This is a genomic window from Shewanella sp. JNE2, assembly GCF_023159115.1.
Lineage (GTDB): Bacteria > Pseudomonadota > Gammaproteobacteria > Enterobacterales > Shewanellaceae > Shewanella > Shewanella putrefaciens.
In genome coordinates this window covers 783,412-800,184 of the sequence record NZ_CP096169.1, presented here as the reverse complement: position 1 = coordinate 800,184, position 16,773 = coordinate 783,412, and the positions used below count along the sequence as shown (strand labels likewise).

15 protein-coding genes are annotated in these 16,773 nt (G+C 44.4%); 12 read left to right on the top strand and 3 right to left on the bottom strand.

All coding sequences use genetic code 11. The features are described from left to right. Positions 1–29: 29 nt before the first annotated feature. Positions 30–1,892, bottom strand: coding sequence for a methyl-accepting chemotaxis protein (locus MZ182_RS03630; RefSeq protein ID WP_248066257.1), 1,863 nt, complete (start codon positions 1,890–1,892; stop codon positions 30–32). 414 nt (positions 1,893–2,306) lie between these two features. Here MZ182_RS03630 and MZ182_RS03625 point away from each other — a divergent pair, with 414 nt between their 5' ends. From MZ182_RS03625 to MZ182_RS03615, 3 genes are read left to right on the top strand one after another with little or no spacing between them, the layout of a single operon-like run. Next, positions 2,307–2,840, top strand: a complete 534-nt coding sequence (locus MZ182_RS03625) for an RNA polymerase sigma factor (RefSeq protein WP_011790635.1) — start codon at positions 2,307–2,309, stop codon at positions 2,838–2,840. Then, the gene (locus MZ182_RS03620) at positions 2,840–3,415 is read left to right on the top strand and encodes a hypothetical protein (RefSeq protein ID WP_025007854.1); all 576 of its coding nucleotides are present in this window, start codon (positions 2,840–2,842) and stop codon (positions 3,413–3,415) included. The genes MZ182_RS03625 and MZ182_RS03620 overlap by 1 nt, the downstream gene beginning before the upstream one ends. Next, positions 3,412–4,368, top strand: a complete 957-nt coding sequence (locus tag MZ182_RS03615; RefSeq protein WP_011790637.1) for a DUF4097 family beta strand repeat-containing protein — start codon at positions 3,412–3,414, stop codon at positions 4,366–4,368. The genes MZ182_RS03620 and MZ182_RS03615 overlap by 4 nt, the downstream gene beginning before the upstream one ends. A gap of 74 nt (positions 4,369–4,442) precedes the next feature. On the opposite strand, the gene rsuA is transcribed toward MZ182_RS03615, so the two are convergent. Further along, positions 4,443–5,195, bottom strand: a complete 753-nt coding sequence (rsuA, locus tag MZ182_RS03610) for a 16S rRNA pseudouridine(516) synthase RsuA (protein WP_025007855.1) — start codon at positions 5,193–5,195, stop codon at positions 4,443–4,445. A gap of 329 nt (positions 5,196–5,524) precedes the next feature. Here rsuA and MZ182_RS03605 point away from each other — a divergent pair, with 329 nt between their 5' ends. The 8 genes from MZ182_RS03605 to MZ182_RS03570 all read left to right on the top strand — a co-directional run bounded on the left by MZ182_RS03605 (position 5,525) and on the right by MZ182_RS03570 (position 14,648). Continuing rightward, positions 5,525–7,609: a M13 family metallopeptidase gene (locus MZ182_RS03605; protein ID WP_061782820.1), complete on the top strand. Its 2,085-nt coding sequence runs from the start codon at positions 5,525–5,527 to the stop codon at positions 7,607–7,609. A gap of 219 nt (positions 7,610–7,828) precedes the next feature. Beyond that, positions 7,829–8,614 carry a RelA/SpoT domain-containing protein gene (locus MZ182_RS03600; RefSeq protein ID WP_011790640.1) on the top strand — a complete coding sequence of 262 codons (786 nt, stop codon included), beginning with the start codon at positions 7,829–7,831 and terminating at the stop codon, positions 8,612–8,614. A gap of 155 nt (positions 8,615–8,769) precedes the next feature. After that, positions 8,770–9,177, top strand: a complete 408-nt coding sequence (locus MZ182_RS03595) for an SMI1/KNR4 family protein (RefSeq protein ID WP_011790641.1) — start codon at positions 8,770–8,772, stop codon at positions 9,175–9,177. Positions 9,178–9,207: 30 nt separating this feature from the next. Continuing rightward, positions 9,208–9,708 (top strand): DUF4447 family protein, encoded by a 501-nt coding sequence (locus MZ182_RS03590; RefSeq protein WP_011790642.1) that lies wholly within the window; start codon positions 9,208–9,210, stop codon positions 9,706–9,708. Between the two features lie 505 nt (positions 9,709–10,213). Beyond that, positions 10,214–10,744, top strand: coding sequence for a PH domain-containing protein (locus MZ182_RS03585; RefSeq protein ID WP_025007857.1), 531 nt, complete (start codon positions 10,214–10,216; stop codon positions 10,742–10,744). Positions 10,745–10,802: 58 nt separating this feature from the next. Further along, entirely contained in the window at positions 10,803–12,077 is a 1,275-nt protein-coding gene (locus tag MZ182_RS03580; RefSeq protein WP_248066254.1) for an Nramp family divalent metal transporter, read from the top strand. Between the two features lie 149 nt (positions 12,078–12,226). After that, positions 12,227–12,691 (top strand): DUF1456 family protein, encoded by a 465-nt coding sequence (locus tag MZ182_RS03575; protein ID WP_014609922.1) that lies wholly within the window; start codon positions 12,227–12,229, stop codon positions 12,689–12,691. Between the two features lie 268 nt (positions 12,692–12,959). Beyond that, positions 12,960–14,648 carry an NAD-dependent malic enzyme gene (locus MZ182_RS03570; RefSeq protein WP_061782818.1) on the top strand — a complete coding sequence of 563 codons (1,689 nt, stop codon included), beginning with the start codon at positions 12,960–12,962 and terminating at the stop codon, positions 14,646–14,648. Positions 14,649–14,830: 182 nt separating this feature from the next. On the opposite strand, the gene MZ182_RS03565 is transcribed toward MZ182_RS03570, so the two are convergent. Beyond that, complete coding sequence (locus MZ182_RS03565) at positions 14,831–15,265, bottom strand: DUF3069 domain-containing protein (RefSeq protein ID WP_011790647.1); 435 nt, start codon at positions 15,263–15,265, stop codon at positions 14,831–14,833. A gap of 229 nt (positions 15,266–15,494) precedes the next feature. On the opposite strand from MZ182_RS03565, the gene queG reads away from it, so the two are divergent. Then, positions 15,495–16,697: a tRNA epoxyqueuosine(34) reductase QueG gene (gene queG / locus MZ182_RS03560; protein WP_248066252.1), complete on the top strand. Its 1,203-nt coding sequence runs from the start codon at positions 15,495–15,497 to the stop codon at positions 16,695–16,697. Positions 16,698–16,773 lie beyond the last annotated feature (76 nt).

Sequence of the window (16,773 nt, the reverse complement as noted above, 5' to 3'; positions counted from 1 at the left end):
TTGAGTGCGTTTTTGTTTTCCCCAAAGGTTTAGATTTTAAAATTGCTTACTGCGCGATAGAGATACTCAGCCTGGGCCTTAAGCTCATCGGATGCTGAAGCGTTAGCATCAGCCGCTTTTGATGATTCTTCAGCAATATCACGGATCACGACGACGTTTTTGTTCACTTCAGCGGCAACCATACTTTGCTCTTCGATAGCTGCCGCAATTTGCGTGCTCATATCCATAATATTACGCACATCATTATTGATAAGTTTCAGCAGTGCACCGGCGGCGGCTGCCTGCTCCGCACTTTCTGTTCCTTGCTTTTGGCTGGCATCCATAAGCTGCACAATAGAACGGGTACGGCTCTGTAAGGTTTGGATAATATTGGCAATTTCCTGAGTCGATGATTGAGTTCGCATCGCAAGACTACGCACTTCATCAGCAACCACAGCAAAACCTCGACCTTGCTCACCAGCACGTGCAGCCTCAATCGCAGCATTTAGCGCGAGGAGATTGGTTTGCTCGGCAATGCCACGGATCACATCGAGCACACTGCCAATCGTTTCACTGTCACGCTCTAATTCATCCACAACCGATGCAGAACTATTGAGCTGCTCGGCCAGAGACTGGATCTTATGTATGGTTTGCTCAACTTCCAGTTGACCACTCTGCGCATTATCGTGGGTTTTACCCGCCTTAAGTGCGGCAAGCTCAGTGGTTTTGGCAATTTCATCTATGGTTGCCCCCATTTCAGTTATCGCTGTTGCTACCATATCGGTTTCATTGAGCTGCTGTGCTACACCTTCAGAGGCGAGCATGGCATTTTCAGATACGTGCTTACAGGATGTATTGATGGTCGCAACAGACTCAATAACTTGCTCGATCAACTGCTGAAAGCTCCCCACCATACTATTAAAATGTTCAGCTATCTTACCTAGTTCATCTTGGGTCGAAGCGTCACATCTTAAGGTCAAATCCTTGCTCTGCTCGATGCGAGAAATGACCTGAGTAATGCGCTCAACAGGGGTGATAATACTGCGGATAATCAGATAGGTGATAATAGACAGTAATGCTGTTATTAATAAAAACACCATCATACCAAGATTAACGCTGCTGCTCTTGGCTACCTCAATCGCTTTAAGTGCCAGACGATGCAACTCCTCGGCGCTTGCTTCGGTTAACTTATTTGCCTCAATCATCTGCGCCATGGTCCCATCTTGTTCTGTTAAACCAAGCTGTTGTTCTTTATTAACTAACACTTTGAAATCTTTTTGATATTGTTCAATAAGAACGGAAATTCTACCTTGGATATCGCTATCTAAGCCTGAAGAAAGCAAGCTATTGTTAAATGAAACAATATTGGTATCAAAGGTTTCCACATAGCGGAGTTCGCGGCGTAACATAAAATCTTTTTCATTACGTCTTAATTGCAGCATTGCAACCGCGAGAGATGCCTGCTCATATTCCTTCAGCAATGATTCTACGTTATGGACAGCAGTCCTTAGCGTACCGTAAAGTCCCGTTTGAGGGGTTAAACCTATTTCTTGCTGTAGTTTTACCACCTCGCTAAATGTTGACTGATATTGATTTAAGTGACGATAAAAATTATCTAAAGATTGCGTCGGGACATCATATTTTTTGAAGATTTGTTCCAATGCGGGGATAGATTGACTTATCTGACCATAAACCTGTTTATGGTTTTCAACATACTTTAAATCCTTACGAACAAAGAAATCCTTTTCATTCCGACGAAGTATAAGCGTGTCTCGTTCTAATTCGAGTATATTTTGCGCCAAATGGGAAAGCTCCGATTCGACAGAATTAGAATGAAGTTGCAAGCCAAACATCGCAATTAATGCCGAAATGGATACTGCCGCACTGAGTAACAACTTTGAGCGGATTAACATAAAAGTCCCCGATATCATTATTTTCTTCAAGGTATAAAAGCTCAGCCTATAAAAGCTGAACCATATACAATCATCACTTGTGGTGCCTATTCTGATGTCGGTATTCACACTCTTAATCAGCATTACCGCTTGCAATAACAAACCAGTATTCTTTTGAAAGTGGTGACATAGATTGCGCCTAAGAAAGTATAGTTCGAGTTTAATTGGCAGACAGCTTGAATAACGGCGAAAAATTAAAAATATTACTTGGATGTCATCATGTTATATGACACTTTTATGACAAAATAGCCAAATTCCCTATTAGTAAGACTCGCTGATAGCGGCTTAGATAAAATTTTTTCACTGACTCCAAACCTTTTGCACCCCTCAGGGCGTCAAATCTACAACATTCAATCAGCATGATAGGAAAGTACAGTGACGGCAGGGATACTCCCACTCAACAGCACAATGTCTGACTTTGATCTTGTCGCCCTCGCGAGCCAAGGAAATCGTGCTGCATTTAAGCAACTGTACGTAAACCATCATCAGCGTATTTATGCTCTGGCTTTACGCCTGTGTGGGCATGTCGCTCAGGCTGAAGAAATTACCCAAGAGTGTTTTATCCTCGTGTGGCAAAAATTGCCGCAATTTCGGGGGGATAGCCAATTTTCAACTTGGTTACATAGCATTTGTGTGAATCAAGCTTTAAGCAGTATTCGTAAACAGAAATCCTTTTGGGCGCGTTTTATTCCCATTGAAAGTGATATCGAACCCCATAGCACAGATGAAGGGTATCAAGGTTTGGATAAACTTATCCTCAAACTACCTGAACGGGCTCGCATGGTGTTCGTACTTTGCGCCATAGAAGGATACCAACATGAGGAAATCGCCAAGCTGCTTGGGATTGCCGTTGGTACCAGTAAAACGCAATATCACAGAGCGAAGCAATTACTACAGGAGATGCTGTAATGTCGTTACCACCGCGTTCCCGTGAAGAACAGCTCGAACAATTGATTGCTAATGCCCCTAAGGCGTTAGTACCCAAACAGGATCTTTGGCAAACAATTGAAAAACGTATGGATAAACCATTGCACCTTAATGTGAATACCCCTACGCCAACACGGCACCTATTGCCGCAATGGGCAATGGCGGCGGCAATGTTATTAGCCGTATTTTGGGGCTTCCAATACCAAAGAGAGGCACCAAATGCACCACTCACCGCACAGAGCACAAGTGCAGAAAGTGATAAAGCATTACAAACCCTACTGACACAAATTGCTGCCACACACCAAGGGCAAGTCGATGCTCTTGAACACTCAGTAAATGCCCCCCTCTGGCAAACGAGTCACTTTAGTGCACCGTTAGAAAAAGGGCTCGCAGAACTAAGACAAGCAGGTCTACAGATTTACCAGGCATTACAAGCAAATCCAACCGATAAACAGTTATGGCAACTCTGGCTTTGGGTGCAACAACGTGAACTCGATCTATTGCAACAAGGCCAAAAACTCCCTATTCAAAACTCAACACAAGGAAACACCCTATGAGCAACATTAATCTGACAAAAGCGAGCCTATTAGCTTCAGCACTCTATCTCGGTTTAATGGGCACTGTATTTGCGGCCCAAAGTGTGGACAAACAATTGAGCATAACTAGCGGTACCCAACTGCAAATTAAAGTCCAACGTGGTGATCTACAAATCCAGACTTGGGATAAAGATGAAGTCAGCGTAACAGGTACGCTCGACGAACTGAGTGAAGGTTTTGTTTTTGAACAAAAAGGCAATAACTTAACGATTGAAGATAAAATGCCTCGCCACTACAACGGCAGTGATGATAAAGGCTCAAAACTCACGATAAAAGTGCCTAAAACCGTCAAACTTAACGCTGATACTATCTCCGCAAATATGCAAATAGCCCAAGTCAAAGGTGAATTGGATTTAAATAGTGTCAGTGGCAATATTACCGCCGATGGTCTTGGTGGCAGTCCTTCGTTACACACAGTATCAGGTGACATCACCACGAAGGGGCTGGAAGGTAAAGTCATGTTAGAGACAGTTTCAGGAAAAATTCAAGACACTGAAAGTCAAGGTGAAATCAAGTATCGACTCGTGAGTGGTGATCTAAACAGTCAAACACTGGCCGAGAAAGTTAAAGTAGAACAAGTATCTGGTGAAATTACTGCTGATTTTAGTAAAGCAAAAGAGATTAGTGTCAGAACGGTAAGCGGCGATACTCAAATATCATTGGCAAAAACCTTCGATAAAGCCAATGTTGACAGCGTCAGCGGCGATATTACGCTTACCTTCCCAGAACAACCTGATGCCAACTTTGACTTAAACGGTGGCCCAAGTGGAAAAATCAAAAATGGCTTAAGCCAAGATATGCCTCAAAAACAAAAATACATATCAAATGAGTCACTCAGTTTCCAAACAGGTGCAGGTACTGCGGAGGTAAAAATGAACTCTATTAGCGGTAATCTTATCCTCAAAACACGTTAATCCCCTCCCGTGAACAACAATGCCGCCCACAGCTGGGCGGCATTGTTATGGAGTACTTCAGTTTATGGAGTATTTCAGATTGAAGCGATCTCTTCAGCGGTTAAGTAACGCCACTCACCTAGGGCTAAATCTGGATCTAACTCAATTTGCCCAATACGTTCACGGTGCAATCCCACCACAAGGTTACCAACAGCGGCGAACATACGCTTCACTTGGTGATATTTCCCCTCGGTAATGGTTAAACGAACCTGTTGCGGATCAATAATCTCTAAGACCGCAGGTTTTGTCAGACCATCTTCATTACGCAGTGCAACCCCTTTCGCAAAGACCTCAATTAGGCCGTCATCCACAGGGTCGGCTAGTTGCACTAAGTAACGCTTACCGCATTCTTTTTTAGGCGATGTGATTTTGTGTGACCACTGACCATCGCTGGTGATCAACACAAGTCCCGTCGTATCAGCATCTAAACGACCGGCAATATGCAAGGTTTCAGGCTTCGGGATATCGAGCAGACTTAACACTGATGGATAAGCCTCATCGATGGTTGAACAAATCGTATCAACGGGTTTATTGAGCATCACATAACGCTCACCCACTAAAACAATGGGTTCTCCCTCAAGGCAAATCTGCATTCCCTCAGTGACTTTAAAACCAGCGTCTTTAATAACCACGCCATCACAGGTGATATCACCGCGGTGCAACGCTTTTTTGGCCAATGAACGGGTGAGAGAGGTACTTTCACAAATAAATTTGTCTAAACGCACGTTAATACTCAACTTCAATAAAGAAAACTGCCGTATTATGAGGCCGATGACCTTAAAGGGCAATTCAACTGATTTAATGTTCGATACCCAACCTATCTCTACTCCTAAGTTTCAATATGTTAAGTTTATTTGCCTTTACCTATAAACAGAACTAAGTGTTCACTAACTTCAAAAGGCTTGCATACGGTAAGTTTGCACTTTTAGGCTATGTGACACTCGGTAGTAATTTTTAGTTACATATCACTGATAATAAATCTCACCTAAACCGTGTAACCACCTTGTTTCGCTTCCTAGTAAAGCATTAACATACATCTCGTTGCGCCTGAAGCGATCCCATTTAGACCAATAACAGCCCCAGATATGGGCACAATAATAAACTCGAAGGAAATGACATGAGAAAAGTACTCATTGGGGGACTTTGTGCCTCATTAATTGCAGGTCTGACTGCCTGTAATGATAAAACGGCTGAAGTTAAGACACCTGAACCCACCCAAACAGCCACTGCCGCCGCCGTCACTAAAGCCTTAGGCTCAGGTATTGAATTTGCTCATTTTGATAAAGCGGTTCGTCCACAGGACGATTTCTATAAGTATGTAAATGGCACTTGGTTAAAAAACACAGAGATCCCAGGGGATCGCACTAGTATTGGTGCCTTTTACGATCTACGTGAAAAATCCCGTGACGATGTAAAAGCCATCATCGAAGAAGTGGCTGCAACACCTAATTTAGCCGCTGGTACAGACGAGCAAAAAGTGGCCGATTTGTATCGCTCATTTATGGATACAGCCACACTCAACAAACTGGGCGTGACACCAATTCAGGGTGAATTGGATGCCATTAATGCTTTAAAAGATAAGAATGAATTAGTGAAATACTTCGCCCACAGCCAAATCGCTGGTGCGGGTACCCCTATGGCATTTTATATCGATATCGATGCTAAAAACTCTAGCCGCTATGCTACTCACCTATGGCAATACGGTTTAAGCCTGCCAGAAAAAGACTACTACTTTAACGAGTCAGAGCGTTTCGTGAATATCCGTAAGGCGTATTTAGCTCATATCGAAAAAATGTTTACCCTAGCTGGTCTTGCGAATCCTAAGGCTAGTGCAGAAGCTATCCTCGCCCTAGAAACGGCCATTGCTGCTAAACATTGGGATGTGGTCGAAACCCGCGATAGCACTAAAACCTACAACCTATATCAAGTGAAAGATCTACCAACATTAGCGCCAGATATTGATTGGGCTGGTTACTTAGCCGCTTTAGGTGCCGATAAGCAAACCGATATTATCGTTAATCAACCTAGCTATATCCAAGGTCTAAACGACATCCTCAAGACAACGGATCTCGCCACTTGGAAAACCTATATGCAGTGGCAAGTGCTAACACACGCTGCTAGCAATTTAAGTGAAGAACTCGATAACGAAAACTTTGCCTTCTTCTCTAAAACCTTGAACGGTCAAGAAGAACAAGAACCTCGCTGGAAACGCGGTGTAGCAACGGTTAACAATATTTTGGGTGAAGTCGTCGGCAAAGTGTATGTAAAACGCCATTTTGCCCCAGAAGCCAAAGAACGTATGCAAGCACTGGTTGAAAACCTACGTGGTGCATATGGCGACAGCATCAAAGAACTCACTTGGATGAGCGAAAGCACTAAAGTGGCTGCGGCAGATAAGTTAGCTAAATTCAACCCTAAAATTGGTTACCCCAACAAATGGGAAGATTACAGCAAACTGACCATCAAAGCGGATGACTTAGTCGGTAACGCTATGCGTGCCAGTGAAGTTGAACATGCCAAGTCATTAGCGAAACTGGGCGCGCCAATTGATAGAGACGAATGGCATATGACCCCACAAACCGTTAATGCCTACTACAACCCAACCATGAACGAAATCGTGTTCCCTGCGGCTATTCTGCAACCGCCATTCTTTAACATGGAAGCGGATGATGCCGTCAATTACGGTGGTATTGGCGCGGTTATCGGCCACGAAATGGGCCATGGTTTTGACGACCAAGGTGCTAAGTTCGATGGCGAGGGCAATATGCGTGATTGGTGGACAGAGCAAGATTTGAAAGAATTCTCTGCTCGCGGCCAAGCACTGATCGCACAGTACGATGGTTACGCAGTGTTTGACGATCTACACGTCAACGGCAGCTTAACTTTAGGCGAGAACATTGGTGACTTATCCGGTGTGACTATCGCTTATCGCGCTTACAAAAAATCGCTTAATGGTAAAGAAGCTCCCGTTATTGATGGTCTAACGGGCGATCAACGCTTCTTTATCGGCTTCACGCAAATTTGGCGCGCAAAAGCCAAAGAAGAAGCCATGCGTAACCGCGTAGCGACCGATCCACACTCTCCAGCAGAATTCCGCGCACTGGGTGCACTATCTAACATGCCAGAGTTCTACAGCACATATGATGTAAAACCCGGTGATGCCATGTATATCGCCCCAGAAAAACGCGTAAAAATTTGGTAAGCCAAATTTAAATCATTGCTCAACCATCTTGGCTGAGCCACTAAATGGCGCAATCTGTAATAGATAGCGCCATTTTTATTACCTAAAACTACTAGACGATAAATATGAACCGATGCGCAAGATGAACAAGTCTTCATGGTTGGTTCAGCTTTAATTAAGCAATAGAAGCCTATGGTGGATGCGTGACCTGTATAACTCACCCATAAGGAAGTAGGCCGCATGACTAAGTTATTTCGTACTTTTTTTATTTTTCTACTTTTATTATCAAGCCGAGCTACCGTTGCAAGCGCCTTAGATATCAATGACACGAAAACAGACCGCAGCAATTACAGTGCAAGACAAGTACAAAGTCATGATCTTCAAGGTCTGTATGCTCTAAGCAGCCAAACCTTCGATATACCACTCCAGACCTCAAGCAACCTAGCAAACTTATATTCACAGGCCCATAAAGCTCAAGCCGAGTTGAGTCAATTACTTGAGCAAATTACAACGCAATCTCAGGCACATATCATTATTCCTGAAGTCAAAAGTTATCAACGCGCGGCCGATAAAGTGGCGACAAAATTTAGCGGTGATGCCCGTAAAATTACGGATCTTGCCAGAGCCAGTATTGTTACCGATAGCATCCAAGAGCTTATGCAGGTTTATCAAGTATTGAGTGAACAAACCCAAATTGTTCAACAAAAGAACCGCTTTGCCACACCAAAAGCCTCTGGCTATCGTGACCTAAACTTATTAGTACGCTTACCCGAATCGGGCATGATTGCAGAAGTGCAATTACACCTACAGGATATCGCCGATATCAAAAGTGGTCCTGAACACAAGGTATATGAAAAAGTGCAGATGATTGAAGCCAATGCCATCAAACAACAGCGTCCATTGAGCGAGTTTGAGTTAGCGCAAATTGCCCAGCTGCGCCAAGAATCACACAAGCTTTATCATAAAGCGTGGCTTAACTATAAACGAGTCGATGAAGCCAGTTTATTAAAAGTCGCCGTAGCCTAACTCAAAAACAGCTTCCACTCTTGCGCTGGTTACCTGTAAAGGTGCCAGCGCCTTTTTATCTATTGATACCAACTGTGGTATAAAGCCGCTTTCTCGCATCTTCAGGTTGTTTGGGTATATAATCCCGCGCCATAGCCCTAACCGCAGGAAATGCCATGCACGACATTATTGAGCAACTCCAAGAACGCAGTGAAAGCGTGCCCGTTCCGCTCGAATTACCCACATTTGAACAACTCGTTGAAGTGGAAGAGCAGATCCTCATTTCATTGCCAAGGGAGCTAAAAGAATATCTACTTTACGCCAGTGATGTCATTTATGGTGCAATTGAACCGGTTACCGTTGCCGATCCCTATTCACACACTTATCTCCCCGAAGTGACCTGTTATGCTTGGTCAATCGGCATGCCAAGGGACATGATTGCCATTTGTCAGATGGGTGATGACTTTTATTGCATCGACCAAGAGGGTCAAGTGCACTTTTGGAAAAATGGTGACTTTGCCGATATCTATTGGGAATCCTTCTGGGAATGGGTTGAAGATATTTGGTTAAAAAACAAATACTAATTTTTTATTATCGAACTTGAGAACCGCATTATGTCTAAAAATATTGGCTTGAACGCCATTGAAATGAGCTACTTACGCCAATCGCTTAGCCTAAGCCCTGCTCAAGTAGGTCAACTGACTAATCATACTGAAGCCGACGTCTTAGCCTGGGAGAATGGTGAATCAATGGCGCCAGAGCTTGCCCAGAAGAAGCTGTTAGAAATCGACGATATTATTGAGATGCAAGTGCTCAATACCACTGATGGTATTGAAGCCTTGTTTAAAAAAGAACCTAAGCGCCAACTCGCCTTTGTGGTATATCCAACCCAAGCCATTTATAGCCAATATAATCCAGAATTTTTAAGCTCACTCCCACTGACGGAACTCTACAACACATCCGCATGGCGCATTAAGAAAGAGTGCAAACTGGTACTCGAAGTAGATGTCAGCTTAATCCCACTCGATGTTGAAGCCTATAAAGCCTACCGTGAGCAGCATGGTATGAGCGAAAGCCGCGAAAGCCGTGCAAAATGGGCAGCGACACAGCTTTAAAACCCAAAAACACACGAGACCAAGGGCAGATCTTGATATCTGCCCTTTTTATTTTTGAAGTATTCCCTCACAAAAGTCTTTCAAAACAACTAATACCAATCACATTAAATATCTAATCAGTTCAGAGCCTCACAGGCATCTCAATCCAAGGCGCATTGACGCAAAAATGGTCATTCCCTTTTAAGTTAATGCAACACGGGAGTGGGATGCCTGTGTGGCCCCGAAGGGCGGGTTTCAACGCGCTTTATACTGCGTTTAAGGCTTTTGACAGAGACCACTATGCCTTCAAGCCTTCGCCTTGTCTAAAGCGCGTTGAACTCCCGCTGAATGAACAGATATTTAATACGATTGGTATAGGTTGCCAAACCATAGGATAAAAAAGAATATCCTAATATGTTAAAAATCTGTATTTTCATTGAGAGATAACCCAAGATAATCATCCTTGTATAGCAGTACACACCACAGCCATATCATAAGCTTGAATAACGGGATTTATGGAGAAAGTATGGAAGACAACATCATTCACCAAGCTAAGTTTGCAGACAATTTAGGCTTATATTGGCTGCTATCGGGCGCCGCATATTTTAGCCTGAGTATCATAGGTATCCCCTTGTTATTGCTTTGGTTTCCAATTGGATTGTGGGGGACTCGTCGCTATATTAACAATATGAGTGCCCAGCTTACCCATAACAAACTTATCGTACGTCGCGGCATATTAACGCGCACCGAAAACACTGTGCCTTTAGATAAAATTACCGATATGGCGTTGATCCAAGGTCCAATTATGCGCTTATTTGGTTTACATAAGCTCACGGTTGAAACCGCTGGACAATCGGGTGCTGGTGCCCTAATTAGTTTAGTTGGCATTGTTGATGCACCTCAGTTTAGAACCCTTGTTCTTGAACAAAAAGAACGTCTTAGCCATCATATCCCCCAAGCACATTCACCAGCACAGTTGGACACTATCCTTCTACAAAATGTGGTCGAAATTGCTGCCAGTCTAAAACGAATAGAAGCCTTACTCGGTCAAAAATGAAATAAATAGCTTGAGTAAAATATTTTAGTTCAATACGTTAGGTCTTTTTGATAACAAGATGACAGAATCCTCAGTAACCTCCACATCATCCTCTTGGATGACACATCTGATGCTCGGCATTAAAGCCATGGGGCCCGGTGTTCTTATGGCTGCAGCCGCGATTGGGGCTTCCCATTTAGTTGCATCCACTCGCGCGGGCGCCGAATTTGGTTGGCAATTAGCTTGGGTTATTCTGGGGGTAAATTTACTTAAGTACCCCTTCTTTGCCGCTGGCGCCCGCTATACGGCCGCCACAGGGGAAAGTCTGCTACATGGTTACTTAAAACAGGGCCGAGGTTACTTACTGCTGTTTACTGGACTCAATGTTATCGCCGCCATCGCCAGCACAGCGGGCGTTTGCATGTTAACGGCGGCGATGTTGACCCAGTTTATTCCGCTGCCCATTGATTGGTTGGCCCTACTGGTATTGCTAAGTTCCTTGGCTTTACTGATTTTGGGTCATTATCAACTGCTCGATAGACTCACTAAGATCATCATGTTCGCCCTCACCCTAACCACTTTGATTGCCGTGGCTTTAGCTTGGGATCATGCTCAACCATTAGCGAGCAATTTTGTCTCTGCTTCACCTTGGCAATGGGCTCATGTGGGATTTCTCGTCGCCATGATGGGCTGGATGCCAGCACCGATTGAAGTCAGTGCTTGGAATTCTCTCTGGTTACTCGAGAAACAAAAGACCGAAAAAGTGACTCAATTCCAAGCGCTACTGGATTTCAACTTAGGCTATCTAGTCACCGCCATCCTCGCAATTGTATTCCTCGCACTTGGCGCATTGGTCATGCACGGCAGTGGAGAGCATTTTTCAGATTCGGGTGCGCAATTTGCGAATCAATTGATTAATCTTTACAGCCAAGTGATGGGCGGCGAGAGTCGTTATCTTATTGGTATTGTCGCGTTCCTGTGTATTTTTAGCACAACAGTAACAGTGATCGATGGTTATAGTCGCACCTTAGATATGGGCTGGCAGTTATTCACCTCAAAGACCTGTTCAGACAAACGCCTCACAGGGATCATGCTCGCCATCAGTGCCTTTGGCTTATTGCTGATCCTCTTCTTTAAAGGTGCACTCTTACCGTTACTCGAGTTTGTGATGATTTTGGCCTTTATGACCACCGTCATTTTTGCTTGGTTAAATTACCGCTTAATGACCAGCAAACAGCTCCCCGAGGCCGATAGATACGGCGCGAAGATGAAACTCCTCTCTTGGTTTGGCCTGAGTTACCTACTGATTTTTGCGGCACTGTTTATCTATTGGTACAACGTCATAAAAGGGTAATGAGTCAAATGGCCAAACTGCAACCAAGGCTTAAAAAAACATACCCAGTCAACGGCGCTAAATTCCCACTGAATTCTGCTTTTTGAAGCGCTTTGGGTATATAATACTGCCTCTTAAACCAGACCGCGCAGCCGCGCCAAGAGATGACCATGATTAATAATGATATTTTGCGCCGTTTGCGCTTCGTGTTTGATTTTAGCAATGCAAAAATGATTAAAATTTTTGCCAAAGCTGGAAGAGAAGTGCCTGTCGAAGAGATGATTGATCTTCTACGTAAAGAAGAGGAAGAAGGTTATAAAGCTTGTAACGACACGACCCTATGTCAGTTTTTAGATGGTCTTATTATAGAAAAACGCGGTTTACGTGAAGGTGCAGAAATTCCCGCCCCCGTTTCACGTTTAAACAACAACCTCATCTTTAAAAAGCTGAGAGTGGCTCTCGAAATGCGTGAAGAAGACATAGTCGCTACTTTGGCATTAGCCGAAGTGCAAATGTCAAAATCAGAGCTAAGCGCCCTGTTCCGCAATCCAGACCACAAGAATTTTAAAGAGTGTGGCGATCAAATACTGCGCAACTTTATTCGCGGCTTATCACTTAAGTATCGCGGCGTATAACGCTAAATCTATGACATCAAACGCAGCTTAGGCTGCGTTTTTTTTACCTCTACGTTTATCTATACTAAGCTTGCTTGGATACACACAAGCGCATCGCAATTCCACTTCAACAACCTCAAAAATCCTGTTTTAAACAGCGAACTTTTTTGCTGCTGTAAAAAAAACCACAAATACAGCTTTCCGCGGACAACAAAGATCACATTTCATGGTAACCTTACGTGACTTAAAGCACGTATTAACCACTTAAACAATAACTCAAAGGTTACCCATGGACGATAATAAACGCCCCCTCTATCTTCCGTTTGCAGGACCTGCCATTCTTGAAGCCCCACTGATTAACAAGGGCAGTGCATTTTCTGAAGAAGAGCGAATTTTCTTTAACCTCGAAGGCTTAGTCCCCTACGCCATTGAAACGATTGAGGAGCAGGCTTCTCGCGCCTACGATCAATTTAGAAGTTTTAATAACGACTTAGACAAGCACATTTACCTACGGAATATTCAAGACACAAACGAGACCTTATTTTATCGTTTAGTGCAAAATAACATCAGCGAGATGATGCCCATCATCTATACGCCGACAGTCGGTTTAGCTTGTGAGCGTTTTTCGAAAAACTATCGCCGCAACCGTGGTTTGTTTATCTCCTATCCGAACAAAGATAGGATCGATGACATCCTCAATAACTCGACTCGTCAAAAAGTTAAAATCATAGTAGTCACTGATGGTGAACGTATTTTAGGCCTTGGCGATCAAGGTATTGGCGGCATGGGGATCCCTATCGGTAAGCTGTCACTCTACACTAGCTGTGGCGGTATCAGTCCGGCTTATACTCTGCCCATTACCTTAGACGTAGGCACAGATAATCCGCAGTTGTTAGAAGATCCTATGTATATGGGTTGGCGCCATCCACGCATCGGTGGCGAAGAATATGCCGAGTTTATCGAAGCCTTTATGCAAGCCGTCCACGTGCGCTGGCCAGATACTTTGATCCAGTTCGAAGACTTTGCCCAAAAGAATGCCATGCCGATCCTAGAGCGTTATAAGGATCGCTATTGCTGCTTTAACGATGATATTCAAGGTACTGCTGCGGTTGCCGTTGGCTGTTTGCTCGCTGCGTGTAAGGCTGCGGGCACTGAATTAAATCAGCAACGTATCGCCTTCCTTGGTGCTGGTAGCGCCGGTTGCGGTATTGCCGAAGCTATCGTGGCACAAATGGTGTCTGAAGGGATCAGCGATGAGCAAGCTCGCACTCAAGTGTGTATGGTTGACCGTTGGGGCTTATTGCTCGACAACATGCCTAACCTGTTGCCATTCCAGCAAAAATTGGCGCAGAAATGCACCAACATCCAAAATTGGAGCAATTTCAGCGACAATATTTCACTGCTCGATGTGGTTAACAACGCCAAGCCGACAGTGCTGATTGGGGTATCTGGCGTTCCGGGTCTCTTCACCGAAGAAATCATCCGTGCTATGCACAGCCATTGTGCTCGGCCGATTATTTTCCCTATGTCGAACCCCACCAGCCGCGTAGAAGCGACACCTAAAGACATCTTGCATTGGACTTCGGGCCAAGCATTAGTGGCGACAGGCAGCCCGTTCGAGCCAGTCGTTGTCGATGGTGAAACCTATGAAATTGCCCAGTGCAACAACAGCTTTATCTTCCCCGGCATTGGTTTAGGCGTATTAGCATCAGGCGCACGTCATGTATCCGATGCCATGTTGATGGCGTCAAGCCGCGCACTTGCCGAATGTTCGCCACTGGCAATCGATGGTACAGGCCCATTACTGCCTAAACTGGAAGATATCCATGCGGTGAGTAAGCATATTGCTTTCGCAGTAGGCAAAGTCGCGGTAGAACAAGGGTTAACGCTGCCAATGAGCGATGAGATTTTGCAGCAGTCAATTGAAGGTAATTTCTGGAAACCAGAATACCGCCGCTATAAACGCACCTCATTCTAAGGCTGACCATTGCCGCTGCGCTCGTTGCGGCAAAACAGCTTAACTGAGTTTGTGCAAACCAGTAAAAAGCCCGCTACTTTACAGTAGTGGGCTTTTTAACTTCAGGCGCAATGTTAATTTCAACACTAGGTTAATTTCAACACTAGGTTAATTTCAGCACTAGGCTTGATTTCAGTGCAACGCTATGGCGCCATCACTTGCTTAAAGCTATTGAGCATAGAACGATCGGTGCGGGCTTTCTTTAATTTACGCAGGCTTTCTTTTAATGACTCATTAGCTAAACGCGTAAAAATACCATTGTATTCTTGCTCTTGGATTGCACTATCGGTATCGGCTTGCTCAGAAATCTCTTGGGCGACACGGCTTAATTGCAACCAAGCATTGGCAATATAGAAACCGTGGAATGCGGCTTGTTCCATCAAATTACGCGCACTGGCGGGTAAAGATGCCCACGCTTGGTTAAATTTACCTTCTCGGTCTTCCAAGAGTTCAGTGTATAAGCCTTGGTAAGCCTCCAACAAACTCTCTGGCAATGTCGCCATAGGGAGTACTTTATTGGCGACATTGAAAGAAACTTGCTCCGCAGTTTTGCGGTAACTATCTGATAAATAAATCATGCAAACTCTCTAATCAATGCGGTAATAACTTTTATGGCTAAAAATGACGGCAATATGCGAAAAATATCAGGTCGATAATAGTGTCATAATATGAAGAGGTTTATACCTTGATCGCCCTCTGAATGCAAAGTGACATCTTCTGGAGTTCCAAACGGCTTGAGTTAACTCACCGCATTGAGCGTAAAACTGGTATCATATTGCCACCTTACAATGCCATTTCACTATTTCCATGTCGCCCAGTATTTATCCTAAGTCCAATTATCCCGATGCCGCGATACTCTCTCGACTTGCGCAACAAATTAAAGGTTGGGGAAAAGCATTAGGATTTGCACGGGTTGGTATTTGCGATACTGATTTAACGAGTGAAGAAATTAAGCTCCAGACATGGCTAGACAAGGGTTATCACGGTGAAATGGCCTATATGGCTAGCCACGGCAAGATGCGTGCGCGCCCTCAAGAATTACATCCAGGTACAGTGCGTGTGATATCAGTGCGTATGGATTATTTGCCACCTGAAGCTGGCTTTGCAACCAACCTCACCGATCCCAACTTAGGTTATATTTCCCGTTATGCGGGTGGCCGTGACTATCACAAATTAATCCGTGCGCGACTTAAAAAACTCGGAGATCATATCAGTGCAGAGTTAATTGCACTGGGTTTTGATGCCGCTGATTTTCGTCCCTTTGTCGACTCTGCGCCGGTACTTGAGCGCCCCTTAGCCGAAAAAGCGGGTATTGGTTGGACAGGTAAACACTCTCTTATCCTCAACCATGATTCGGGAAGTTGGTTCTTTTTAGGAGAACTCTTTATTAATCTACCTCTACCCGTGGATATTCCTATTCAGGAAGCATGTAACACATGCGTTGCCTGTATGACCTCCTGTCCTACTGGGGCAATTGTAGAACCCTATGTCGTCGATGGCAGACGCTGCATTTCCTATCTCACCATTGAGCTACAAGGTGCTATCCCAGAAGAATTTAGACCGCTGATGGGAAATCGAATTTATGGCTGTGATGATTGCCAACTTGTATGCCCTATTAATCGTCAAGCGCCACTCACAACCGAAATCGACTTTCATATTCGTCCTCAGTTAAAACAACCTGATCTCCTTAGCCTTTTTGCATGGAGTGAGGCCGAGTTTCTTAAACAAACAGAAGGAAGCGCCATTCGCCGCATTGGCCATAAACGCTGGCTACGTAATATTGCTGTAGCACTGGGTAATGCACCTGCAAACCCCATTATTTTAGAGGCACTGACTAACCGTCAGGAAAGTGCCGACGTGGATGAAATGGTACTGGAACATATTCAGTGGGCCATCGATGCGCAGCAATCACGCCTTGCTGCCAGTAGCACTCTAGTGCAACAAAAATCACGTCGTCAAACAGCACGAATGGTACGAATTATTGAAAAAGGCTTACCCCGCGACGCCTAAGCGGAAGGAAAACTTAAGGTCAATCAGCCATGCGCTTTTAGCGCCTAGAAAATCTAGAAAATAAAAAACCTACTGC

Coding starts and splice junctions, on each gene's coding strand:
- MZ182_RS03630 (WP_248066257.1), bottom strand. CDS start 1,892: ATGTTAATCCGCTCAAAGTTGTTACTCAGTGCGGCAGTATCCATTTCG.
- queG (WP_248066252.1), top strand. CDS start 15,495: ATGTCGCCCAGTATTTATCCTAAGTCCAATTATCCCGATGCCGCGATA.
- MZ182_RS03580 (WP_248066254.1), top strand. CDS start 10,803: ATGACAGAATCCTCAGTAACCTCCACATCATCCTCTTGGATGACACAT.
- MZ182_RS03570 (WP_061782818.1), top strand. CDS start 12,960: ATGGACGATAATAAACGCCCCCTCTATCTTCCGTTTGCAGGACCTGCC.
- MZ182_RS03585 (WP_025007857.1), top strand. CDS start 10,214: ATGGAAGACAACATCATTCACCAAGCTAAGTTTGCAGACAATTTAGGC.
- MZ182_RS03595 (WP_011790641.1), top strand. CDS start 8,770: ATGCACGACATTATTGAGCAACTCCAAGAACGCAGTGAAAGCGTGCCC.
- MZ182_RS03590 (WP_011790642.1), top strand. CDS start 9,208: ATGTCTAAAAATATTGGCTTGAACGCCATTGAAATGAGCTACTTACGC.
- MZ182_RS03575 (WP_014609922.1), top strand. CDS start 12,227: ATGATTAATAATGATATTTTGCGCCGTTTGCGCTTCGTGTTTGATTTT.
- MZ182_RS03605 (WP_061782820.1), top strand. CDS start 5,525: ATGAGAAAAGTACTCATTGGGGGACTTTGTGCCTCATTAATTGCAGGT.
- MZ182_RS03620 (WP_025007854.1), top strand. CDS start 2,840: ATGTCGTTACCACCGCGTTCCCGTGAAGAACAGCTCGAACAATTGATT.
- MZ182_RS03565 (WP_011790647.1), bottom strand. CDS start 15,265: ATGATTTATTTATCAGATAGTTACCGCAAAACTGCGGAGCAAGTTTCT.
- MZ182_RS03615 (WP_011790637.1), top strand. CDS start 3,412: ATGAGCAACATTAATCTGACAAAAGCGAGCCTATTAGCTTCAGCACTC.
- MZ182_RS03600 (WP_011790640.1), top strand. CDS start 7,829: ATGACTAAGTTATTTCGTACTTTTTTTATTTTTCTACTTTTATTATCA.